Below are 23227 nucleotides of genomic sequence, written 5' to 3'. Positions count from 1 at the left end.
GACTTACCCATGGGCGGGGTGTCCACAGAGGCCACAAGGACACAGGCGTGAGCGCGAGCAAGAACCGAGCAGTACAAGGCGCGGTAACCACGGTGTGGATGCGTAGGTCGGCCCATCCGACCCCCCGCTCACCCCTTAGGGGCGAAATCTTCCTCCAGCGTCCGCGCGTACTCGGTGAACACCTCGGTCAACGGGATGGATCGGTCGAGCAACCACGAGATCTCCATCCCGTTGATGAAGCCGACGATCTCCACCGCGCGCACCTCAGGATCGATATCGGCGCGAAAACGACCACTCTCCTGGTTTTGCCTGATCGCGTCGGCCACGATGCTCACGGCCACCTTCCACCGATCGAGCAGCCGGTCGTGCAGTGGCGCATCGGGCAGCAGGTTCTCCACCAACAGGACCGTGAAGGTACCCACCAGCTCGGGCGAGCTCTGGATGCGGTCGGCTACCTTACGGATCTGTTCGATCATGTCGCCGGTGCGATCGGCTTGCGCGTCGTCGTCGGCATCGCGCGCGTCGAGGACCGCGTGTAGCAACTGTTCCTTGGACTGGAAGTGATGCAGCAGCCCCGCCGGACTCACACCGGCCTCCTTGGCGATCAGCGCCAGCGTGGTGTTGCGCCACCCATTGCGGGTGAGCAGCCGTTGCGCGACGGCGAGGATGCGCTGTTTCCGGTCCTCGCCTTTGGCGAGGAGCGTGTCGTATGGGCGAGGAGTGGACACCCTGACTCCCGTCGTGGAGGACATACCTGTAAAGCACAACCTAATGAACACACAGTAGGTTGGTCTTCCCCGGGGCGACAAACACGGGTGTGCGTACCACCTTCGGCAACTACCGGGCAAGGCGTGATTCGAGACCTTCGAGCGGACCGTTTCCGTGGCCCCGCAGCGGCGGTAATCACCCACCGGAACCGCACTCGGATCGGCGAAAACCGGAATCGTCACGAAGAAATTATGTGACCTGAACCACTTTAGGTTTAACGGCAGAACCCCTGCATAGGTAACGGTTCCGCATCCACGCCCTGGGGTTTCCAAGATCAGCAACCCCATCCGTTCAATTTCCGTTTACCTTGCGTTCATAACTCGTGACCATTCTGCAATGCAGGTCATAAAGCGACCTGAAGTTTGGTTAAACCGAAGAGTTGTTCACACGCATTCGGAAAACGATCGCGATGGCAAGCGTCAAGCCTACCGCGACCCCGGATGAAACCGGCAACGACTCGGCGACCCCCAACTTCCGCCGGTGGCTCCGCACCCGATAACGCGGAGATCCACGCGACCGCGGCCAACAGCGCAGCCCGCGCCGTCCCGCAGGAACCGTCGCATTCCACAGGACCGAGTGTCCCCACAACCAAACCCCACAACAGCACACAGCCGAATCGGCGTGCGTCCACCCGGACCAGCGCCGCGAGATCCGTGCTGCTCTTCGTGCGGCCGGATCGATCTCCAATCCCCGACCAAGGAAACCGATCCAGCAATGCCTCAAAGTCGTCTCTCCGTCCTTCGCCGTCCGACCCTGCGCGAGAACATCACCGCAGCCGTAGCCGCGGCAGGCCTCATCGCCGTCGCCACCTCCTCGGTGGTCTCGGTCGCAAACAACGACGACGGCTCACGCGTCGCGATGGTGGCCGAGCAGCAGGCCGACGCCGAGCCCGTCTCGGATTCCATCCCCGCCCCCGCCAAGGCACCGGTCCTGCCGGGCCTGCCCTCCATGCCGACCCCGGCCGCGGCGGCCCCCGCACCGATCCCCGCGCCCGCCCCCGAGGCGGCGCCGGCCCCCGCGGCCCCGACCTACGCCAACAACCTCGACGGCTGGATCCGCGAGGCGCTCGACATCATGCACGAAAAGGGCATCCCCGGTAGCTACGAAGGCATCATGCGCAACATCCAGCGTGAGTCCACCGGCGACCCGAAGGCCATCAACCTCTGGGATTCCAACGCCATCGCTGGCATCCCCTCCAAGGGCCTGCTCCAGGTGATCGACCCCACATTCAACTCCTACCACGTCGAGGGCACCTCGCACGACGTGTGGGACCCGGTCGCCAACATCGCCGCCGCCTGCAACTACGCCGCACACCGCTACGGCTCGATGGACAACGTCGACAGCGCGTACTGAGGTTGAGTTCTTGGCGGCTGGCGCCGCGTGGTTCGCGGCCCTGAGTCTCGCTGTTGAGTACCCGTTTCTTGCTCCTTCGTCGCCTACGAAACGGGCACTCAACAGCGAGACGGCCGCGAACTTACCGTACCGGTCTCGCTACGCTCGGAACACGTGTTCAGGCGGCTCGTAGGGAGGGCTGAGTCGGGTACGGGACATGGCGATTTCACCGGGTAGCCGGGGCGCGCGCCTACGAAACCGGGCAGCGAGACGGCCGCGAACTTACCGTGCCGGTCTCGCTGCGCTCGGAACACGTGTTCGGGCGGCTCGTGCAGTGTGGCTGGGCGGCGTGAAACATTCCGATCCAGCGCGCCCCGAGGTCTTCGATGATCTCGGGGCGTTTTGCCTTGCGAACACGTTGCTCGGGTCGGACCGGGCGTGCCGGCCCGGAGCTTGCGGCCTTGTCGGTACTCGTGACGCCAGCCGTACATGCAGGGGAACGAATCGGTCCCTGTCGTCGAGGCGCTTCCGGATGACGTGGTCCTGGCACGCGGTTCCACGGCGAATCCCTGCCAATACTCCGTCGACAGCAGCACTCTCGCCGAGCCGCCGATCGCCAGCTGGTCGCGCAAGTGTCATCATCGTGGGGCCTGCACTGCACGACGACACCGACCCCGACGAGAACCGAGACCCCTGAGAACTTCGCGATGACCGATTACGCACACAGCGATACCGCCGCCAAGAGTCGGGCGCAGAAGGCGCTGCGGCTGGCCGGTTATGTCTGGGAACGCGGCATCACCGGACCCGAACTGCTGGCTTTGCCGTCCGCGACGCGGCGCAAGCTGGCGCGAGCGGCCGACACGAACCCGCCGAGCACCGAGGAAACCTGGGCAACGGTGGCGCGGATGCTTTCGGACAAGGACGAATGGGCCGCTCGCCATCCCGAACATCCGTCCGCGCGCCGCGCGCACACCGACGAGAAGCTGATGTGGGTGAAGCCACCGATCACCCCCTGGCCCTGAGTTCCGTCGAACTCCACTGTGCGACAACACCTCTCACCCTTATTCGACTGGAGATCAACCGCGCCGCGACACCGGGCGCGCCGCCACGGGCCTCGGTACTATGGAAGTCGCCACTCGTCAGCGAAGCCGATGCTGGAGCGACTATGACCGAACGTAAACCCGCGGGTCTCAACCACGAATCCTGGATCGACAAGCAGATCCGCGAAGCCACCGAACGCGGCGAATTCGCCGACCTGCCCGGCGCGGGGAAGCCGATCCCCCGTGACGGCGTCGGCGACGACGAGCACTGGTGGCTGAAGAACTACCTCCGCAAGGAAGGCGTCGGCACCGAGGCGATGCTGCCGCCGTCGCTGCTGTTGCGCCGCGATATCGAGCGGCTGCCCGACACCGTGCGCGAGCTGGATTCCGAACCGGCGGTGCGCACGACCGTGGCGGAGCTGAACCAGCGCGTCGTCGAGTGGATGCGCGCGCCGTCCGGGCCGCAGGTCCCGGTGAGCACGGTGGACGCCGACGAGGTCGTCACACGCTGGCGTGCGGAACGCGCGCCGACGCCGCGTCCGACGCCGACCAGCACGCCCACCGCCGCTTCCTCGGCCCGCGAGCGCGCGAAGGACACACGCGGTTGGTGGCGCAGGCTCGCGCGCAGGGGCTAGAACTACCGCACCGACGGTGAGCCGCTCGCACCGATCCGGTCGATAGCCTCCGGCGCGCCCGTAGCGCTTCGGAGCAAATAATCCACGCGTGAAAGTCGAAGGTTTGGGGGCATGACCGCCGCGACGGGCCTTGCTAGCGTCATGGCTCATCGCACCAGCGGAGGAATCTCTTGTACCGTCCCGTCCTGAATCTCACTGTCGGCGGCGCGCTTGCTGTCGCGCTCGCCCTCCAGCCCGCGTTCGCCGCGGCCGCGCCGAACGGACTCCCGGTGGCGCCATCGACCACGACCTCGACCCAGATCACCGCGCCGTTCGATCCCATCTGCCCGCTCTGCTTCATCCGTGAATTCATCGAAAGCGGTTCCGCACGCTGATAATCCGTCCGGCCTGGGCGAGCGGGAACTGTTCGCCCAAGCCCGCCGATCAACCGACGGTCGCCTCAGCACGAACACAGCGGCCCTACAGCACCTTTCACGCGTTGCCGTCGGCCGACCGCTCCACCGCGTCGACCACCTTTTCCGTCAGCGACCGCAGGGCGAGCGCCTCCTCCGGCGTCACCTGGTCGACGAACAGCTTGCGCACCAGGGCGACGTGATTGGGCGCGGCGGACTCGACGGCGGTACGGCCTTCGTCGGTGAGTTTGATCAGGATGCCGCGCGCGTCCTCGGAGACCGGCAGACGCTCGACCAGCCCGCGCGCCGCCATCCTGGCCAAATGCTTGGACAACCTACTCTTTTCCCAGCAGACCTCGGCGGCCAGTTCCTTGGCGCGCAGGCTGCTTTCGGGTGCCGCCGAAAGCGCGACGAGGACTTCGTAATCCGCGAAGGAGACGCCGTCCTCGGCCAGCCCGGCCGCCATCGCGGCCTCGAGACGCTGGCGTAATCGCACATACGCCTGCCAGGTCGTCTGTTCATCGTCGCTCAACCATCGGACCATGGGAGCCGAGTCTAATCCGCGGTTAGTTGATGCGACAACGGAATTGCCTCATGTCGTCACCTGTCGCGCGGACAGCGACACCCGCGACTGGCGGCGCCTCTGTAATCGACGCTTCCGCAACACTTTCCGAACGCAACGAGCATTCCGGCCGAGCGTCATGCGACCACATCACCCACCCACCACGATGGCGCGAGTGTGATCCTCACAACACGCGACGCGCGCCACCACAGGCCACAGCGGGCACGCGCAACCATGGTCCGATCGCGAAACATGGACCGGGCAATCCGAAGACCCGGTGCGCACGCATCGATCAGACGCGACCGCGCCGACCCGCGACGCGGCGTCGCCGTGCGCAATGTCCACGGTCAAGCGGGTTCCGGCGATCGGGCCACCTCCGGACGCGCACTACGGATCGCGTCGGGCATCGACTCCGCACCGCGGCGAATGACGTCCGAGAAGGATCTGTTCCACCCGACAAATGGCGGAGGTGCGAAATCCCCTAATGTCCTAGTTTCGCGGCGATCCGGTTGACAATGCGCCGAGCCGTCACGACAGTGGATGCGGCGTCCGGTCGGACGTCCATTCATCGCAGCAGACACACAGAGGAATACATGAACGTTCGCCGGCTTATCGTCAGCGCTGCCGTCGCGGGACTGACCCTCCTTGCGGCGCCTGCCGCAGCACTGGCCGCCCCTCCGTCCGGTTCCGCAGGCACCGGTTCTTCCGCAGTCGACAGCGGCTCGGCAGCGACCGGCTCCGCCGGTCTCTCGCAGTCCGGTTCAGCCGGCGGCACCTACGCCAACTGCGAAGACGCCAAGGCAGATGGGCACGCCCCGCTGTTCCGCGGCGAGCCGGGCTACGGCCCGCACCTCGATCCCGACGGCGACGGGTTCGCTTGCCCGACGGTCTGATCCCGACTCGAAGCACCCGGTGCGGCTACGGCCGCACCGGGTGTTTTGTGTTCGGGGGTCGGACTCAGCGGAAGATCTTGATCAGCACCAGTCCGACGACCAGCGCGCCAGCCCCGATCAGGCTGTATTTCACCTTGGGCTCGTTCAGCTTCCGCACCGCGATCTGCTTGGTGTCGGTCGCGATCTTCTGCGGGTCCGCGCGTACCGCGAGCTCGTCGAGCGTGCTCGCCAGCCGCGTGCGCGCGGCTTCGATCTCCTGCTCGATCCGCTCGGTATCCCTTGCCACGTTCAGCCTCCTGTATTCGATTGCCGCGCCGCCGCGAGTCAGCCTTGGCTCGCGACGAGTCTAGCGCTCGGGGGTCGCGTTCCTCTGCGGCGTCGCGCTCACCTCGAGTACTCGTTTCCCGCACCGGCTGCACGCTCGCATTGTCGGTGCATTCCATTACCGTGCATGGGGTGACCGACAACCAACGACTCGCACCCGGCGACACCGCCCCCGAATTCACCTTGCCCGACGCCGAAGGCAACGACGTCTCGCTCGCCGATTACCGGGGCCGCAAGGTCATCGTCTACTTCTACCCCGCCGCAAGCACACCGGGGTGCACCAAGCAGGCCTGCGACTTCCGCGACAGCCTGACCGAACTCGACGGCGCGGGAATCGAAGTCGTCGGCATCTCCCCGGACAAACCGGCCAAGCTGGCCAAATTCCGTGACGCCGAGGCGCTGACATTCCCGCTGCTTTCCGACCCCGAACGCACCGTGCTCACCGCGTGGGGCGCGTTCGGCGAGAAGAAGATGTACGGCAAGACCGTCACCGGCGTGATTCGCTCCACCTTCCTGGTCGACGAGGAAGGCAAGATCGCGCTCGCGCAATACAACGTGCGCGCCACCGGTCATGTCGCGAAACTGCGGCGCGATCTCTCGGTGTGATTCTCGCCGAGGACATCGCGAAACGCCCGTAGTCCACGTTATGTATTCCGCTATATCCGACGTGGCCGAATGGTGAAACGTGACAGAACCCGACCGCGTCGACCCGGTGGGCGTGTCGAGCTCGCGGCCCTACGGTTAGCCTGGACAGGTGGAACCACACGCGCAGACCGGGTCGAAGCAGCGCCTCGATCCCGCGTTGGAACTCCAGGACGACCCGCAGGAGCTGATGCCGAGGCGAAGGCCGACCCAGCAGCGCAGTAAACGCAAGTTCGACGCGCTCCTGCAAGCTTCCCGTGAATTGCTGGTGGAAGTCGGATTCGAATCGTTCACCTGCGAAGAGGTTGCCGCGCGCGCCGAGGTGCCGATCGGCACGCTGTATCAGTTCTTCGCCAACAAATACGTGATCGTGTGTGAACTGAATCGGCAGGACCTGGTGGCGGTTTCCCAGGAACTCGCCGACTTCCACGGCGGCATACCGTCCTTGGACTGGTTGCGCCACATGAACCAACTCGTCGACCACCTGGCCACCCTGTGGACGACCGATCCCTCGCGCCGCGAGGTGTGGCTCGCGATGCAATCCACGCCGTCCACCAGGGCGACAGGAGCGATCCACGAGAAGGAGTTCGCCGAGGTCGTCTCGCAGATGCTGCGACCGTTGACCCCGCGCACTCCCCGGGCGCGGCGCACGATGATGGCCGAAGTTCTTGTGCACGTGGTGTATTCAATGCTCAATTTCTCGGTGCAGAACGAACAGAGCAACGCCGAAGCCGTCGCCGAATTGAAGCGGCTGATGGTGGCGTATCTGCTCATTGCCGAAAAGGAATCGCGCACGGCCAGCCAGCGCTAGCCGCCGAATTCCGCACACGCACACTCCATCCACCGGATTTCGACCGCGCGTCGACGACAAATCTCGCCGAGACCGCACGGCCCCGGCGAGATTCGTTTTCTTTCAGTTTTCGTCGAACGCTCAGTTGGTGGATTCGCGCCCTTCGATCAGGTCCGCCAATTCACCGGGATCCTCCAACACCACCATGGCGGCGGCGGTATCGCCGTCATGGGTCAGTGAGAGGTGCACCCGCACCCGAGGCAGGAACTCCGCGGCGAGGCCGTGCAGCTTGATGCTCGGCCTGCCCCACGCGTCGTTCACCACCTCGATGAGCGGATACGGGTTGTCCCCGATCTGCGGGCTGCGCGCGAAGCGCGAGGACGCCCACGCCTTGAGCACGGCCTCCTTCGCCGCCCATCGAGTCGCGTAGCTGCGGTGCGGGTCGGTCCCCTTGCTCTGGCAGTAACGCCGCTCACCGGCGGTGAAGCTCTCCCTGAGCATGGTGGTTCCCGCACGTTCGAGCTGTTCGGAGAACTCGGAGATGGTGACCAAGTCCAGGCCGATACCGAGGATCGTCATAGCCGCGCAGCCTACGACTTACTCGGGCCGCTGGTGCCCGAAACATCGACAGCCAGTGGCGCCGAAACCGAACCGCCGCAACCACGTCCGTCCGCACGGTAGGCGCCGTCGGTGCCGAGGCGCGCTTGCGCCGAAAGCAGGACGTCGGCCTCCAACTGCCGAACTCGCTTGGCTGGCGTGCCGTCGGCTCCGAACCTGCGGTCCGCCGGTCGCTCGTACAGCGCCTCGCCACCACACATCGCCTCGGCGAAACGTTGACGCCCGTCGAGCTGACGCTGCTGCGCCCGCTCCTGGTAGTCCGCGCGTTTCGACGGCTCGATCGCCTGGATGAACGCCTCGGGGTGCACCACCGCGACCAGACCGGAGACATGCCCGAAGCCGAGCGAGGTCACCAAACCGGCCTTCAGCGGGAAACGCTCGCCGAAGCGCAGCGGCTCACGCGCCCACACCAGGTGCGGGTACTCGCGCATTTTCTCGTCGACGCAGTCCAGGCTCCGGTTCGGCGGTACGACACCGTTTTCCAGCACCTGGCACAGCCCGATCAGCTGGAACGCCGCGGCGCCGCCCTTCGCGTGCCCGGTGAGGCTCTTCTGCGAGACGACGAACAACGGCGCACCGTCCGACCGGCCGACCGCCGTGGCGAGCCGCTCGTGCAATTCCGACTCGTTCGGGTCGTTGGCCGCGGTCGAGGTGTCGTGCTTGGAGATCACCGCGACGTCGTCGGGGCCGACACCGAGCTTGCGCAGCTCCGCGGCGAACCGCGACTCCCGCCCGCCGCGACCGGCGCCCAGGGCGCCGAGACCCGGTGCGGGAATGGAGGTGTGCACGCCGTCGGCGTAGGACTGCGCGAACGCCACCACACCGAGCACCGGCAGCCCGAACTCCGCAGCGACATCACCGCGAGCCAGCAGCACCGTGCCACCACCCTGCGATTCGACGAAGCCGCCGCGGCGACGATCGTTGGCGCGGGAGAAGCGCTTGTCGTCGATTCCCTTGGCGCTCATGGCCGCCGAGTCCGCGGTCGCCGACATGTCACCGAAGCCGACGATGCCTTCGATGCCGAGGTCGTCGTAGCCACCTGCGACCACCACATCGGCCTTGCCGAGCCGGATCTTGTCGACGCCCTCTTCCACCGAGACCGCCGCGGTGGCACACGCGGCCACCGGGTGCACCATCGCGCCGTAACTGCCGACGTAGGACTGCACCACGTGGGCGAGCGCCACGTTCGGCAACGCCTCCTGCAGTATGTCGTTGGCGTGCGGCTCACCGAGCAGGTTGTCGATGTAAAGCGAACGCATCGACGACATACCACCCATGCCGGTGCCCTGGGTATTGGCGACCAGCGAGGGATGCACCCAGCTCATCAATTCGGCGGGACTGAACCCGGAACCGATGAACGCGTCCACCGTGCAGACGATGTTCCACAGCGCGACCCGGTCGATCGAGTTCGCCATGTCGGCCGAGATACCCCAGACGGTCGGGTCCCAGCCGGTGGGGATCTGACCACCGACGGTCCGCGAGAGCTTCGCCCTGCGCGGCACCCGAATCTCGGTACCCGCCTTGCGGGTCACGGTCCAGTCGCTGGCACCGTCGACCGGCGTGATGACGGTGTGCTCGGGGTCGGCGGCGTGGAAGGCACGCGCCTCCGGTTCACCGCCCACCGTGAACGACAGGTCGTGATCCAGGAACACCGAGGTCATCAGTGGCGAGGTGTTCTCGACCATCGCGCCCTCGTCACCGTAGCGGCGGATGCCGCAACGCTCGACCACCACATCGTGGTAGGTGTCCGCGAGCTCGGACTCCGGCACGTACTCACCGGATTCGGTGTCGTACCAGCCCGGCTTGGGCTCGTTCTCCCAGACGACCAGACCGGTCGTCCAGGCGAGTTCGAGCACACCGGCGGCCGACAGTTCGTCGTCGACCTCGATTTCGAACCTGGTGCGCGCCGAACCGCACGGGCCGAGTTCACCCGCGCCGACGATGACCACCATGTCGGCGAGGTCGGCGCTCACCGCACCCCATTCGGGGACCGGCAGCGCGGAGGTGCGCGTCGGCGGTGCGGGCAGCGCCGAGATCGTCGGTACCGCATCGTCTTCCGTGTCGGCGCCCGCGGCCTCGGCCTCGGCGGCTTGCTTGGCCAGCTCGGGCAGATCCAACTTCGCCTTCGCGAGTCCGCCGGTCAGATCCAGTTGCTGCGGTTCGGTACCGGCGACCTCGCGGGCACGCGCCGTGCACCCATTCAGCAGTTCGTCGGCAATCTCCACGGTCGACCAGGTGCGTACACCCGCCGCCTCGACAGCACCGACCATCGGATCGTTGTGGCCCATGAGACCGGTTCCGCGTACCCATCCGATGAGGGCGTGCACCAACGTCACTCGGCTCGACCACGACTTCTCCGCCCGCCAGCGGGTCACCACCGCGTCCAACGCGGCCTTGGCCTCGCCATACGCGCCGTCGCCGCCGAACAAACCACGGTTGGGCGAACCCGGAAGCACCACATGCAGTTTCGCGTCGACATCCAGATCGGCGCCGAGCGCGGACAAGCCACCCACGAGCCGTTCGACCGACCACAGCAGCACGCGCATCTCCATCTCCGCGCGCGCACCCGCGTCGCTGAGATCGCCCGCCACCCTCGGTGCCGCGAACGGCAGCAACAGGGTGGGGGTCATCGCGTCCTTGGTCTTGATCTTCGCGCCGCCCGCGTTGTCGACCTGCTCGGTGCCGACCCAGTCGATCAGGGCGTCGATATCGGCGTAGGAGGCCATGTTGGCGGGCACCACCCACAGGGCGGCACCGTTCCTGGCGTTGTCCCGGTACAGGTTTCGGTAGAAGCCGAGACGTGCGTCATCGAGCCTGGAGGTGGTGACGACCACCGTCGCACCGCCACCGAGCAGTCGACCCGCCACCGCCGCGGCGATGGAACCCATGCTCGCACCGGTGATCACGGCGACATCGCCGGACCACAGCCCCGTGTCGTCGGTACTGCGGGCCGCCTCCGCGATCCGCTCGTAGTGCCGGGCCAACACCGAACGCGCCTCGTGCTTGGCCCGATCACGCCACCAGTCCGCTTGCGCGGCAACGGCTTCGCCCGCACCGAGGAAACCGGACACCGGCTCCTCGGCCGAGCCGAGGTCCTCGCTCAGCCACAGCGTGGCCAGGTCTTCACGCGCGGTGGCCCACCGGTCATCGATCAGCACGGCCTTGCGCGCGTCGAACGCCGGTGCGACCAATCGTGGCCAGTCCGAACCCAATTCGGCCGATACCAGGTCGACCAGGGTGTCGTCGTCGACCTCCGGTGCGGAGACCCGCTCGCTGAGACCGAGCTGTTCGAGCATCACCCGCGCGGTCGTGGCGAGCACGCCGTCGCGACCGGTGATCTGTTCGGTGAACTCGCCGAGCGCCGCGGCATCCACGGTCGCACCGCCGCCGCCACCGGTGGCGGGCAACGACACCGCGATCCCACGTCGCGCCGCGACCGCCTGCACGGCCGCGTCGATCGCTGCGTCCACCGAGGCACCGTCGGTCAACGCGCCAGCGACGAGGCCGCCGAGATCGCCGCCGCGCACGCTCGCGCCCTCGCGAGTCCCGAGCGAAACCTCCGCGGTGACATGGCTGCTCCAGCCGTCCCCGAGTTCCCACACCTTCTTGACCCGCTCCGCGATCGCCGCGGGGCGCTTGCCGGAAGGACCGAAGACCTTGCGCAAGTGGTCACCGATCGCGTCCGAGAGCACCGAGCCGAAGGGCTTGTAGGTACGCGCCAACCGTTCGACGGTGGCGGACAACGCACCCATGTCGGCGTCCGCGGCACCGTCGATCGCACCGAGCGACAGTTCCGCGCCGAGGTCGACGAGCAGTTGGTTACGCCGTGAGGACACGCCGTCGCACAGACCTTCGATGGTGTCGACCGGGCCGATCTGGTCCAGCCGCAGCTTGGTCCACAACCCGATCAGCACGCGGGTGGCGTCGGCGGCGGTGAACGAGATGTCGTCCGGACGCGGGCCACCCGAGCTCGGCGCCGGTGCGCTCGCGACCGGCGCGGCGGCAGGTGTTGCGGCAGCGGGGGTTTCGGCCGTCTCCTCGACCGGCTCCTCCACCGGAGCGGGATCGGTGTCGGTCGCGTAGACGATCGGGGCGTCACGCTCGATATTGAGCACCTCGACCACCGCGTCGCCGAAGGCGGGCAGCTTCAAGGTGTTGCTGGCCAGGTTCGCCACCGTCGGGGTAGCTCCCAGACCGATCTCCACGAACCGCTCCACCCCGAGACCGCCGTCGGCGACCGAGGCGAACAGCAGGTCCTGGGTCTCGATCCAGCGCACCGGGCTGGCGAACTGCCAGGCCAGCAGCTCCACGAGCACCACGCGGCACAGCTCGGTCGGCCGGGCGGCCCACCCGTCGAAATCGTCGAGTACCGCGCGCAGCGGCTCCGAGGGCACCAGATCCGCGATCTCCTGGACGAACGCGCGCGCCAAGGAGAACGGCTTCGGCACCAGGTTCGGCACATAGCGTCCGACAAGGACTTCCGGGTGCAGGTCGGCGGGCAGCAGCTGTTCGAGCTTCTGCCGGAATTCCGGCACGCCCTTGCGCAGCACCGTCGAGTGGAACGGCACGTCGATGCCCGGCACCAGGATGAAGGCACGCTTGCCGCCGAATTCCGCACGCCGACGGTCGATCTCGGTCTCCAGCGCCTCCAGACCGGCAACGGTGCCCGCGATCGCGTACTGCGCGCCGCGCAGGTTCAGGTTCACCACCTCGAGGAACTCGCCGACCTCGGCGCCGACGCGGGTGACAAAGTCGATCACCTCGTCGTCGGGCAGTCCGATCTGCGAGGGACGAATGGCCGCCATCCGGTAATCGCTGCGGCCCTGCTCGTCCCGGGGTACCAGCTCATGCATCGCCGAGCCGCGCTGGAACACCACCTCGAGCACCGCTTCCAGCGGCAGCACACCGGCCACCGCGGCCAGTGCGTTGTATTCGCCGACCGAGTGTCCCGCCAGCATCGCACCTTCGACGAACGCACCGGATTCCCGCAGTTCGGCGACCTGGGCGACACCGAGCGTCGCCATCGCGACCTGGGTGAACTGCGTCAGGTGCAGCACGCCGTCGGGGTGGCGGTGTTCGACACCGCGCGCCTTGAGGTATGTCGGGTTGTCGCGCACGACAGCCAGGATGGAGAAGCCGAGCGCCGCACGGGTGTGCTTGTCGGCCCGCTCCCACACCTCCTTGGCCGCCTTGGACCGCGACCGCGCGTCCAGACCCATCCCCTTGGCCTGAATGCCCTGACCGGGGAAGGCGTACACGGTCTTCGGCGCCGCGATCCGACCGGTCGCGGTCAACACCAGGTCACCGCCGGTGCGGCAGGACACCTCGATGATCTCGCCGCCCGCGTCCAACGCGACCCGCTCGACGCGCACATCGATCTCCGCGCCCGGCCGGACCATGCCCAGGAAACGGGTGGTCCACGCCGTCACTGTTCGTGCGGGAGTGGAGCTTTCGGGGTCCAGCGCCGAGACCGCGTGCTGCGCGGCGGCCGAGAGCCACATGCCGTGCACGATCGGGCTGCCGAGCCCGGCGAGCTTGGCCGCCGACTCGCTGGTGTGAATCGGGTTGTGGTCGCCCGACACCGACGCGAAGGCGTGCATGGCGCGCGGCGCGATCAGGGTGAGGTCACGACGACGGCGCCGCGGCGTCTCGGTGGCGTCCTCGGACACGGTGCCCGCCGCGCGCGCCGGATCGGTGAGCTCACCGGCACCGGTGCGGCCACGAATGGCGAACCGCTCGGTGAGCGTCGCGATGGTCGGCATGGACATGCCGGTCTCCGGCTTGTCCAGCATGGTGCTGATGCGCACCCGCACCTCGACCACGCGGCCGAGATCGGTGTCCAGGGTCTCCCCCGCTTCCGCACGCACCGCGAGAACGGCTGTTTCCGTGGGCAATTCGCCACTCAGATCGATCTGGTGGTCGAGATGGACCAGGTCGAGCATGCCCTCGATCACGCTCTGTCCCGCGTGCGCACGTGCCGCACCCAGCACCGCGAACACGGCGGGCCAGCAGGCACCGACCAGGACGTCGGGCACCGCACGGCCGAGCGTGCTCAGGGTGGTGGGCAGGCCGGAGCCGGTGACCCCGGCGTGATCGGCGATCAGGTCCGGCGTCCACGCGATGTTCAGGTGCGCGACCTTGCCCTTCACCTCTGGCAGCTCCTGACCCGCCGCCACGGCCAGCAGGGCGGCCATCGCCGCGTGCGCGTCGTCCTCGGTGACGACCGGTGCGCCACCGTTGTACGTGGAAACCGGGACGGTGACCCTGATCCGCACAGCGGCGCCGGTCACAGCGCGACCCGAAAGCGGGACCGTCAGTTCGACATACGCGTGCTCGGATTCCGGTCCCGTGGTCTCGGTGAGCGTGGCGCCGGTCGGCGGGTGCGCCGCACCCTTGTTGTCGACGACCCACTCCGCGATGTCACCGAGGCGGTGGACCGGGCTGATCGTGGTGCGTCCGGCCCACTGCACATCCGGCGCGGCGAGCACGGCATCGATCGGACCGGCGGTGACCCCGGCGACGCGGCGCGCGTCCACCGCGGCGGGAGTAGCACCACCGCGCACCAACGAGTACGCGGTGTCCTGCTCGAACCGATCGAGCAGTTCGCCCACGGGCTCATCGACCCTGGTGATGCCGGCGACGGCCACCGTGCCGGGAATGACACAGACCTGGTCGGCGGAGTATCGCGGGTCATGGGCCTGCCACAGCGAATCCGAGCGCCACCAACGACGCACATCACCGTCGACCACGGGCACGAAGTTCACCGGCTTGCCGGGCGTCTTGCACAGCGAGAAGAAGAACGGCACGTCCGCGGGGTGCAGGACGGTCTGCTCGATCGCGGGGTAGCGCTCCTTCAGCGCGCACAGCGCCTCGACGGGCTGCTCGAGGTCCTCGTCGGCACCGAACAGCGTCGGGATCTCGCCGCGGTCGGCCGGGTGCATCCTGGACTCGGTGCGGCGCAACATCTCCGCGTAACGGTCACGCCAGGTGATGTCCAACCACACCGAACTCGTCGCGTCGGCGATCGCGTCACCCAGGTCGCTGCCGCAATCGAAGTCCTTGCGCCGGTCGAGTCCGATCGCCAGCTCGACGTAGCGTTCCAGCCAGTCCAGGTAGGTCATCGTGCGCACGTCACCGAAATACGGCTTCGCCGTGGCGTTCAGCGCGGCGACGATCTCGTCCCTGCGCTCGGCCACCGCGTCGGCGTCGCCGGCGACCTCGTCCAACAGGCGACCGGTCCGCGAGGCGGCATTGTCGATCTCGTGAATATCGGCACCCAATTGGCTGCGGCCGGAGGCCATTCCGCCGTTCGCGGTGCCAGCGCCCACCCAGTCCTGAGTGCCGGGAGTGTCCACGAGCAGCTGCTTCACCTCGGGCGCCGTCGTCGCCTCGAGGGTCGCCATCGCGGCCGTGCCGACCAGCACGCCGTCCAGCGGCATGGCCGGGTAGCCGTGCGCGTTCGCCCAGACACCGGTCAGGTATTCGGTCGCCCGCTCAGGAGTGCCGATGCCGCCGCCGACACACACCACCACGTTGGCGCGATTACGCAGCTCCGCGTAGGTGGCGAGCAGCAGGTCGTCCAGGTCCTCCCACGAGTGGTGACCACCGGCCCTGCCGCCCTCGATGTGCATGATCACCGGGTAGTCCCGCACCTCGTCGGCGATGCGCAGCACCGCGCGAATCTGCGCGACCGTGCCCGGCTTGAACGCCACGTGCGGGATGCCGACCTCGGAGAGCTCGGCGATCAACGCGACCGCTTCTTCCAGCTCGGGAATGCCCGCCGTGACGATCACGCCGTCCAGCGGCGCACCCGCCGAGCGCGCCCGCTGCACGAGCCGCCTACCGCCGAGCTGCAACTTCCACAGGTAGGGGTCGAGGAACAGTGAGTTGAACTGCACCGAGCGACCGGGGTGCAGCAGCTGCTTCAGTTCGGTCACCCGGTCGGCGAAGATCTGCTCGGTCACCTGGCCGCCACCGGCCAGCTCCGCCCAGTGTCCCGCGTTCGCCGCTGCCGCAACGATTTTCGCGTCCACCGTGGTCGGGGTCATGCCCGCGAGCAGGATCGGGGAACGTCCGGTCAGCTTCGTGAACGAGGTCTGCACGACGATCCGCCCGTCGGGCAGTCGCACCGGCTGCGGCGCGAACGCCGACCACGGCGCGGCAAGTTCCGGCGCTGCACCCGGGGTGAGCAGGCTGCGCTGACCCGGCCGTGTCGCCGCCGCGATGACACCGACGCCGGTGCCCTTGAGCGAACCACCGGTCAGCCGCGACAGCAGATCACCGGGGCCCAGGTCCAGAATCCATTGCGCGCCAGCGCCGATCACGCTGTCGACGATCGCGACCCAGTCGATGGGGTCGACGAGAATCGCGCGCGCCAGCGACCCGGCGAATTCCGCGTCGACGCCGCACTGGGTCGCCCAGCCGCGCACCAGGTCGACGGTGTCGGCCAGGGCGGGGTGATGGAACGCGACGTCCACCGACACGTCCTCGAACACCGGCGCGAACACCGCGCCGCCGCGCACCTTGGCCTCGCGCTCACGAGTCTGCTCGTCGTGGATCACCGCGCACCGCTGGCGCACTCGCTCCAGGTGCGCGGGCGTACCCGACAGCACCACGCGCTTGCGTCCGTTGCGGATGGACACCACCGCGGCGAGGTTCGGGTCGACGCCCGCACTCACCTCGGCGACAACGGCACGCAACTGCTCGGGGTCGACATTCGACACCGCGATCATCGGCGAACGATCGCCCACCGACATCAAACCGCGCCGCCGCGCGACCAGAGCCGCTGCGGCGCCGATCATCTGGGCCACCGCGAGCAGTTCGCCGTCGCGCTCACCGTTGGCTTCCACGGCAGCCGCGGCGAGCAGTCCCTGCGAATGCCCGACCACCGCGACGGGCGCCTGCACACCCGTGTCCAGCCCCTGCAACCGCAGCGAACGCGTAGCGGCGAGCTGCGCCAGCAGCACACCCGGCATCGACACCGCGGCCGAGCGCAGCACCTGCGGGCTCGGTCCCGAGGAGACCTCGCCCTGATCAGGGTCGGCCAGCTCGTCCTCCAGCAGCCATCCCATGGGGTCGAAGCCGACGGGTCGTACAACGAGTAGCTGCTCGGCGACCGGCTCCAGCAACTGCTGCGCCTCGTTCACCAGAGCGGTCAGCTCCGGCTCCAGCGCGCTGTCGCGAGCGATCTCCTCCAGCTCCCCGAGCCACTGCGCGCCCTGCCCACCGAAGGCGAGAGCGTAGGGCGTGCCGGTCAACAGTCGATCCAACAGCGGCGAGCGGGCGCTGGTCTTCGATCCCCTCCCAGCAGCCTTGGCTGCCTTCGAGTTCGATCCGGTACCTGCCTCGGTGCCTTCATTGATCGTCAAGACGTTTCGACTTCCTTCTCTGGCGACATGCCCTGCGGGGACACGCCGCTCCCTACCGGTGCATGGGCGTTCCTCAGCCTTTGGCCTGATAGACGCGAGGATGGCACAAAATCATGAGGAAAGCCTCACGTTTGCCCGTCGGTGAGCCGGATACTCCCGAGTATTCGTGCACACCCGTACAAGAACTCGCAGAAACATGACCCCTCCTCATGTTTGAACCCGCTGGTCGCCTCGGTTACCAACCCGTACGAAACATGAGTGCTCCTCATGTTGACCGTTATCTAATCGTTATAACCCCAGGTGGGGTTACCGGCCAGTACGCCACGCCCGCCCAGAGCTTCGCAATCCCCGTCAAGCCCGGTAGAGTTTGGACGGTCGTACCAAGCAAGCGCGAGTGGCGGAATTGGCAGACGCGCCAGATTTAGGTTCTGGTGTCCTCGGACGTAGGGGTTCAAGTCCCCTCTCGCGCACAGATTTGTGGCATACAGGTCGCCAGTTGTTCCGCCGCAGTCACCGCTGCAAGAGCTCATCCACGGGCCGAGTGTCGTTCCTGCGGCGGTGCGCACTGCGGACAAGAACATCGTCTATGGCATGTGCACGATCGGTGAGTCCGGGCGAATCCTCGACAGAACAATGCCCGCGGCGGCGGGTTGGCACCCAGGCAGTCGGCTCGAGGTTCGGTGCCTCGATGAAGGTGTTCTGCTGGTCAGTGACGCCGTGGACGTCGAGGCGGCAGATACCGCTGTCACTGCGGGTCGTTTCTTTCGGATCCCGTATCGCCAGCGTCGGCGGACGAGCCTGTTCATCGATGACCGCGCCCTGCTGATCGGGCACCGGGCCCGCCGACGGCTGTTGATCCGTCCGGCCGCAACGCTCGATGAAGTGTTCTCCACATGCTTGCGTCTGCTGGAGCAGTGAGCATATGACGACACCTACTCGTCCCCATGCCAACGCTGAAGCGATCGCCGCAGCGCGCATGCTGTTGTCGCAGATGGGTATCGGGCCCGCCGATCTCGTCGGCGTCGCAACCGCAATGCCGACCTTCGGTGACGTGATACCCAAGGTCCGTGCCCGATGGGGCACAGGCACCCGCGGGACCTACAACGCGCACTTCAATCGTCTGCTCACCGCTATCCAGCATGTCAATACGACGACCTTGCGTGGCATGTCAATTCGACTGCTGCCCTTGTACATTCAGCGCTCAATCGTCGAGATCCTCGACCCTGTTAAAACAGCGTCAACGCATAATCAGATCGCAACGAACACAGGGGAAATTTACAGAACACTTCTAGCGATTCTGATGTCGTCAACCCCAGCACTCGAGATCGAGTAGGCGGTCAACACAGGGACGTCGTCCAACGCACCGTCGGCTCGACCAACTGTGCCTGGCCCGCCAAGAAGACGCCGTAGTGCCGATACGCCGTGCGCTGGCGCAGTGAACACCGGATCATTGTGCTGCAACTGATTCAGCGAATCGTGGATGCGCGCGAAGCACGACCTCATCGTCGACGACGATCGGGTTGATCAGAACGTATCTGCTCGACCGGTCCACCAGCACAACGGCGATCACGATACCTACGGGGAACCATCCAGGAACAAGGGCAAGAACCAATGGCACTGCAGGCGGGGCCGTCACAAATCCGAGATACCCACCCAATGCCAGTCCTGCGAGTGCAATAGCACCGACCGAGACGAGGGCGAAGCTGATCCAACGAAGCACTCGCCGCCGCCTGACACAGTTCGCGCACACCGACCATTCACAGAAGAGTTCGGCCGCGGCCGAGGGCGGAGTGCGAGCCAGTTGTTCAGATGTGTACCGATCTGTGCGTTGTCGTCAGCCAGCTTGCGAAGCTTTCCGGCGGCGACGTCCAAATAATCAGGTTCTACTTGAATTCTTCGCCCACGAGCTCCCCTCCGGTTCAGCTGTCCAGCGCAGATGGTACCCACGCACCGCCAACGGTGTCACGTGAACTCTCGCCCGCGAGACCAGCACGAATCCGATCTGCGACCTGGGCGACTCGGCGCGTGCTTCGCCCCCTCTGCTGTGTGTGCCCAACTGGGCACAGGCACCCGAGGCACCTGCGCGCAGCCGCGCTCAGGCCACCTGAATGACTTCCTCGACGCAACGGCGCGGTGTGAATTGCAGTGGGCTCGCGCCGCTCGGCATCGCACCGACGCGGATCATTATGTGCGGATAAGCGCACCGGTGCAGCGCCGATTGTCGAATCTGGTCGCGCAGATCCAACATCCCCAACGGTTCCGACTGCACACTGCTGGCGAGGCCGAGACGGGCGGCCTGCAACAACATCGCGCTGGTCGCCTCGCCGGCCCGCAGCTGCGAAGAGCGGTCGTCGTTCGGGGTGCACACCACCAACCATTGCGCCGCGTCCGGCGCCGAGGTGAATTCCGGCAGTTCCGGCCCCGCGAATGCGCGGACCGGTAGCTCGTCCGCCGATCTGGCGGCAGGAGTGTTGCGAGCGGGGACGCCCGACGCCGCCCCGTGACATCCGCTCCAGGCCGCCAGTTCCGCACAATATTCGGGATCGATGGCGTGACGGTCGGCCGCCTCCCGCATCGGACCGCCCAACTGGTGCAAGAAGCGCTCGGGCATCTGCCGTGCGGCCGCGCCGAGTCTGCAACCCGCTGCCGCGATCGCCCGGATACTGCCCGCAGGCAACTCCCCGGCAGGGAAACGCCTGCGATCGGATCGTCGCAGCAAAATCGCGGCGGCCAACTGGATATCGGTATCAGCGATCGGGCGCGGCACGAACCGCACCGAGGCCAGGAGATCACGGTCGGTCGCATCGGGGAACCGCATGATCTGCACTCCCCAGCCCAAAACCGCGAAAGCGATCTCCATGTGGTGCAGCGCGGCACCGCAGCTGACCACCATCGCGCGCGCCAGCGGGTCAGTGGCCTTCAAATGTCGGTGCGAGTCCGCGTAGAGGTCGATTCGGTCCGGCAGTATTCGCCACCGCCAAGGCTGCGTGTTGTGCACCGAAGGCGCCCGTACGGTCATCTCGAGCGCGTCTCGACACGTCGCGAGGCTGGGTCGCATACGGCACATCCCTTCCGAATCAGATCACACCCGTCTTAGAGCCAAAGTTCCGTACGAACGCAAAATAGCCGACGCAATTGAACGAACGACCGAGTTCTCTGGTCGTTACCGACGCGTGACCGACCGTCCGAATCCGTGCACAGCGCCGCAGGATCGGCGCCCTGGGCGGAGTTCACACCGGTTCCGCCCCGGTCGTTCGCCGGTCCGTCACCGACTCCGCGGGGTGACAGAAATCGCAGGGTCTACACCCTTCTGTTACCGGGTCGGCCCAGCTGATACCGCTGTCAGGGAATACGACCGCAGCGCGCACTCCTACCGCACTGAATCGCCGGATCGCACGACGGCGCCGTCGTGCGTGAACCCCCGTGCCCGGAGGACGCATCTTGTCCGGGTCCCGCGCGGATGACGGGAATCTGGCCAGCCGCGATCGCGGCGCCCACTTGCGTCCCACGCACAGGGGGCCGCCGCGAAGTCGAGAATCCGAGCACTTTGGGTCGGGGGCGCGACGTGAAAAGTCGGCTCATCCGAGCACTGTGCGCGACACGGTGTCGGTCGACGCGCACCGAGTGCTGCACGAGCCGACCCCTCCGACGACCGACAGAACCCCGACCAGACCACCCGATTTTCCCGGATCTACCGGGGAGGCTGCGCGCCACCGAACGGGGCGCCGACGCCGCCGATGTCGGTCAGGTTCCACCCGTTTCGGCTGTCGACGCTGAGTTGGTAAGTGGCGGTGGACTGGATACCTTCGGGCGCCTGACTGTTCTTGGTCAGCACGCTGACGAAGCAGTCGACGGAGTACACCCCGTTCGCCTCCGAACGGACCTTCGCCGCCACGGGCTGTGCGGTGGAGACCCATTGCAGTGGGGTGATGATCTGTTCCATGGAGTTCGCGGCCTGGGTCAGCCGGTTGGACAGCTCGGGGCTCGTGCCATGCACCAGCCGTCCTCGCCAGCTGGCCAGGTCCTGGAAGTTCATTTCCGCGGCGCCCGCCGAGTAGTCGAGTGCTACCTGCTCGGCGTGCGCGACCTGCGCCGCGTGATCGTTGATCCCGGTCAGTTCGCCTGTCTTGCTGTGTAATTGCCAGCCCAGGACACCGATCGTCACCGCCATCGCGACCGCGACGACCCCCGCGACGACGGTCCGCACCTTGATGGAGGAGTCACCCGCGTCGCGCCCCCGACGCAGAGCTGAGTTCACGACCGAGTGCTTGCGCGCGCCTGGGTCGGCGTGCGAGGCAGTGGCTTCCCTCGGCTCTTCGACTGACGCCGCGGTGGTTTCGGATTTCGCGTTCTTGTCGACAACGCTGGTGAGTTGAGTCATTTTCGGCCTTCTTCGCACGGGTTCGGTCTGTCTGTCGAGAGTGGGGATTCGTGGGGGCACTACCTCCCCGGGGGCCGCAGGTGGACGGTGATCGCGTCACCGGATGCGGTCGAGGCGAGCGCGGCGTCGAGCACCTGCCCCACGTTCACCGTCGACATCGCCGCCGCCCCGGCACGCACACCGGGCAGGAGATCGACGCCGAGGGTCTGGAGGTCGCCGGATGTCTTGTCCAGGAATGCCTGCAATTGGTCGATCAGCGGCGCGGCGCCGACCTCGATCCCGTCCTTGAGCGGTCCGAACGATGCCGCGAAATACACCCCGCCGAGTACGTCGCGGAAACCGGAGCCGAAGGCGGGCAGGTTGGGCGCGGCCGCCGCGAGATCTCCTGGTACCGAACCGGTTTGCTGCAACAGCGGCTGAATTTTGGTCAACAGCGTGGTCAGATTGCCGGACTCGTTGGTCAGCTCGCTCGCCAGCAGTTCACCGGCACGCGACAGGTCGGCGAGCACCCAGGAGTCCTCGGGCAGCGCGACATCGATGGTCCGGAATATCTCGCGCACCCGTTGCGGCTCCACCTGTTCGAGCATTTTGGTCAGCCGCTCCGAAAGCTCCTTGAAGGTGGTGGGCACGACGACATCGGCGGCGGGAACAGCCGCGTCGTCGGCCAGGTACGGCCCCGACGACCGCACGGGCGAGACCGCGAGATACGACTCCCCCAGCGCGGAGAGATTGTCCACGCGATACCGGCTCTCGACCGGAATCTCGTACTCGCGGTCGTAGTTCCATTCGATGGCGACCTTGTCGACATCGGAGTGCACCGCCGTGATGTGGCCGACCGGAACCCCGCGCAGCAACACCCGCGACCCGACGACCAGGCCGTTGGAGTCGGGTAACGGCATGCTGGCCGACTTCACGTCGTCGAGTACACCGGTCTCCAATCCGATCCGGTCGAGATAGACCGCCGACGACACGGCGATGGCGACCATGCCGACGATCGAGAGGTAGGTCTTTGCGCTCATTTCACCGCTCCCAACATGCGCAGTACGTTCTCGACATCGGTGACCACCTGTTCGCCGTCGGCCGTCTGGACCGACCGGATGTCGACCGATGGGTGCTCGGCGAACGGTAAAACGGTGGTGCGCAAGAACTCCGACAGTTTCGCCGTGTCGGCGGGGCCTTCGTCCCAGATCCCCCGCAGGGTCCCACCCGCGTCGGCCAAGGAATTCAGCATCGGCACCATCCACAGGCCGCCTTCGTACACGCTGCCCACCGACGGCAGGATCTGGCTGATGTAGGAGACGATGCTCACCGCGACCCGACGCCAGTAGTGCACGCTGCCCTGGGAGAACATCGTCGCCAGGGCCTCACCCGCAGGGGACTTCTCGGCGCAACGGTCAGGGCGAGCTGCATCGCCGCCGACCAGCGCCGTCATGAGCAGCTCGAACCCGGCGATCTTGCCCGGCCGCGTCGCAGGGCATCCAC

Annotated in this window: 18 protein-coding genes and 1 tRNA gene; 9 read left to right on the top strand and 10 right to left on the bottom strand. The window is 66.9% G+C overall.

Annotated features, from left to right (window positions below; all coding sequences use genetic code 11):
* Positions 1-128: 128 nt before the first annotated feature.
* Complete coding sequence (locus tag ABEA50_RS25825) at positions 129-728, bottom strand: TetR/AcrR family transcriptional regulator (RefSeq protein ID WP_425577713.1); 600 nt, start codon at positions 726-728, stop codon at positions 129-131.
* A 754-nt stretch (positions 729-1482) separates the two neighbouring features.
* Between ABEA50_RS25825 and ABEA50_RS25820 the strand changes: the two genes are divergently transcribed.
* The 4 genes from ABEA50_RS25820 to ABEA50_RS25805 all read left to right on the top strand — a co-directional run bounded on the left by ABEA50_RS25820 (position 1483) and on the right by ABEA50_RS25805 (position 4149).
* Complete coding sequence (locus ABEA50_RS25820; protein WP_345498630.1) at positions 1483-2121, top strand: transglycosylase SLT domain-containing protein; 639 nt, start codon at positions 1483-1485, stop codon at positions 2119-2121.
* Positions 2122-2807: 686 nt separating this feature from the next.
* Entirely contained in the window at positions 2808-3122 is a 315-nt protein-coding gene (locus ABEA50_RS25815) for a hypothetical protein (RefSeq protein WP_345498628.1), read from the top strand.
* Between the two features lie 143 nt (positions 3123-3265).
* Positions 3266-3775 carry a DnaJ family domain-containing protein gene (locus ABEA50_RS25810; protein ID WP_345498626.1) on the top strand — a complete coding sequence of 170 codons (510 nt, stop codon included), beginning with the start codon at positions 3266-3268 and terminating at the stop codon, positions 3773-3775.
* A 170-nt stretch (positions 3776-3945) separates the two neighbouring features.
* Positions 3946-4149 (top strand): hypothetical protein, encoded by a 204-nt coding sequence (locus ABEA50_RS25805; protein WP_345498624.1) that lies wholly within the window; start codon positions 3946-3948, stop codon positions 4147-4149.
* Positions 4150-4246: 97 nt separating this feature from the next.
* On the opposite strand, the gene ABEA50_RS25800 is transcribed toward ABEA50_RS25805, so the two are convergent.
* Entirely contained in the window at positions 4247-4699 is a 453-nt protein-coding gene (locus tag ABEA50_RS25800) for a MarR family winged helix-turn-helix transcriptional regulator (RefSeq protein WP_345498622.1), read from the bottom strand.
* Between the two features lie 623 nt (positions 4700-5322).
* Between ABEA50_RS25800 and ABEA50_RS25795 the strand changes: the two genes are divergently transcribed.
* Positions 5323-5622, top strand: coding sequence for an excalibur calcium-binding domain-containing protein (locus ABEA50_RS25795; RefSeq protein ID WP_345498620.1), 300 nt, complete (start codon positions 5323-5325; stop codon positions 5620-5622).
* 64 nt (positions 5623-5686) lie between these two features.
* On the opposite strand, the gene ABEA50_RS25790 is transcribed toward ABEA50_RS25795, so the two are convergent.
* A complete protein-coding gene (locus ABEA50_RS25790) occupies positions 5687-5908 on the bottom strand; it encodes a DUF3618 domain-containing protein (RefSeq protein ID WP_345498617.1) in 222 nt (73 codons plus the stop codon).
* Positions 5909-6078: 170 nt separating this feature from the next.
* Here ABEA50_RS25790 and bcp point away from each other — a divergent pair, with 170 nt between their 5' ends.
* Both bcp and ABEA50_RS25780 read left to right on the top strand, forming a co-directional pair.
* Complete coding sequence (gene bcp / locus ABEA50_RS25785; protein ID WP_345498615.1) at positions 6079-6552, top strand: thioredoxin-dependent thiol peroxidase; 474 nt, start codon at positions 6079-6081, stop codon at positions 6550-6552.
* 226 nt (positions 6553-6778) lie between these two features.
* Positions 6779-7399, top strand: a complete 621-nt coding sequence (locus ABEA50_RS25780) for a TetR/AcrR family transcriptional regulator (RefSeq protein ID WP_345498791.1) — start codon at positions 6779-6781, stop codon at positions 7397-7399.
* A 120-nt stretch (positions 7400-7519) separates the two neighbouring features.
* On the opposite strand, the gene acpS is transcribed toward ABEA50_RS25780, so the two are convergent.
* Positions 7520-7957, bottom strand: coding sequence for a holo-ACP synthase AcpS (acpS, locus tag ABEA50_RS25775; RefSeq protein ID WP_345498613.1), 438 nt, complete (start codon positions 7955-7957; stop codon positions 7520-7522).
* An 11-nt stretch (positions 7958-7968) separates the two neighbouring features.
* Positions 7969-17364 carry a fatty acid synthase subunit beta domain-containing protein gene (locus ABEA50_RS25770; RefSeq protein WP_345498611.1) on the bottom strand — a complete coding sequence of 3132 codons (9396 nt, stop codon included), beginning with the start codon at positions 17362-17364 and terminating at the stop codon, positions 7969-7971.
* Positions 17365-17752: 388 nt separating this feature from the next.
* Here ABEA50_RS25770 and ABEA50_RS25765 point away from each other — a divergent pair.
* Positions 17753-17834: transfer RNA gene (locus tag ABEA50_RS25765), tRNA-Leu, on the top strand.
* A 40-nt stretch (positions 17835-17874) separates the two neighbouring features.
* Here ABEA50_RS25765 and ABEA50_RS25760 read toward each other — a convergent pair.
* Entirely contained in the window at positions 17875-18198 is a 324-nt protein-coding gene (locus ABEA50_RS25760; protein ID WP_345498609.1) for a hypothetical protein, read from the bottom strand.
* Positions 18199-18286: 88 nt separating this feature from the next.
* On the opposite strand from ABEA50_RS25760, the gene ABEA50_RS25755 reads away from it, so the two are divergent.
* Positions 18287-18697 (top strand): restriction endonuclease subunit S, encoded by a 411-nt coding sequence (locus ABEA50_RS25755; RefSeq protein WP_345498607.1) that lies wholly within the window; start codon positions 18287-18289, stop codon positions 18695-18697.
* A 762-nt stretch (positions 18698-19459) separates the two neighbouring features.
* On the opposite strand, the gene ABEA50_RS25750 is transcribed toward ABEA50_RS25755, so the two are convergent.
* The 4 genes from ABEA50_RS25750 to ABEA50_RS25735 form a co-directional block, all read right to left on the bottom strand.
* Positions 19460-20383: an Acg family FMN-binding oxidoreductase gene (locus ABEA50_RS25750; RefSeq protein WP_345498605.1), complete on the bottom strand. Its 924-nt coding sequence runs from the start codon at positions 20381-20383 to the stop codon at positions 19460-19462.
* Positions 20384-21055: 672 nt separating this feature from the next.
* Positions 21056-21745, bottom strand: coding sequence for a hypothetical protein (locus tag ABEA50_RS25745; protein WP_345498603.1), 690 nt, complete (start codon positions 21743-21745; stop codon positions 21056-21058).
* A gap of 59 nt (positions 21746-21804) precedes the next feature.
* On the bottom strand, positions 21805-22764 hold the full coding sequence (locus ABEA50_RS25740; RefSeq protein ID WP_345498601.1) for an MlaD family protein: 960 nt from the start codon (positions 22762-22764) through the stop codon (positions 21805-21807).
* The gene (locus tag ABEA50_RS25735) at positions 22761-23177 is read right to left on the bottom strand and encodes a hypothetical protein (RefSeq protein WP_345498599.1); all 417 of its coding nucleotides are present in this window, start codon (positions 23175-23177) and stop codon (positions 22761-22763) included. Before ABEA50_RS25735 ends, ABEA50_RS25740 begins: the two co-directional genes overlap by 4 nt.
* Positions 23178-23227 lie beyond the last annotated feature (50 nt).

It is taken from the genome of Nocardia callitridis (assembly GCF_039543305.1).
Classification (GTDB): domain Bacteria; phylum Actinomycetota; class Actinomycetes; order Mycobacteriales; family Mycobacteriaceae; genus Nocardia; species Nocardia callitridis.
The sequence above is the reverse complement of the archived record's forward strand: the minus strand, read 5'-3'. Positions and strand labels throughout refer to the sequence as shown.

What these genes read in the sequence shown, in the direction of transcription:
- ABEA50_RS25820 (WP_345498630.1), top strand. Translation starts at nt 1,483, where the DNA reads ATGCCTCAAAGTCGTCTCTCCGTCCTTCGCCGTCCGACCCTGCGCGAG.
- ABEA50_RS25815 (WP_345498628.1), top strand. Translation starts at nt 2,808, where the DNA reads ATGACCGATTACGCACACAGCGATACCGCCGCCAAGAGTCGGGCGCAG.
- ABEA50_RS25810 (WP_345498626.1), top strand. Translation starts at nt 3,266, where the DNA reads ATGACCGAACGTAAACCCGCGGGTCTCAACCACGAATCCTGGATCGAC.
- ABEA50_RS25795 (WP_345498620.1), top strand. Translation starts at nt 5,323, where the DNA reads ATGAACGTTCGCCGGCTTATCGTCAGCGCTGCCGTCGCGGGACTGACC.
- ABEA50_RS25780 (WP_345498791.1), top strand. Translation starts at nt 6,779, where the DNA reads ATGCCGAGGCGAAGGCCGACCCAGCAGCGCAGTAAACGCAAGTTCGAC.
- acpS (WP_345498613.1), bottom strand. Translation starts at nt 7,957, where the DNA reads ATGACGATCCTCGGTATCGGCCTGGACTTGGTCACCATCTCCGAGTTC.
- ABEA50_RS25755 (WP_345498607.1), top strand. Translation starts at nt 18,287, where the DNA reads ATGACGACACCTACTCGTCCCCATGCCAACGCTGAAGCGATCGCCGCA.
- ABEA50_RS25750 (WP_345498605.1), bottom strand. Translation starts at nt 20,383, where the DNA reads ATGACCGTACGGGCGCCTTCGGTGCACAACACGCAGCCTTGGCGGTGG.
- ABEA50_RS25745 (WP_345498603.1), bottom strand. Translation starts at nt 21,745, where the DNA reads ATGACTCAACTCACCAGCGTTGTCGACAAGAACGCGAAATCCGAAACC.
- ABEA50_RS25740 (WP_345498601.1), bottom strand. Translation starts at nt 22,764, where the DNA reads ATGAGCGCAAAGACCTACCTCTCGATCGTCGGCATGGTCGCCATCGCC.
- ABEA50_RS25735 (WP_345498599.1), bottom strand. Translation starts at nt 23,177, where the DNA reads ATGACGGCGCTGGTCGGCGGCGATGCAGCTCGCCCTGACCGTTGCGCC.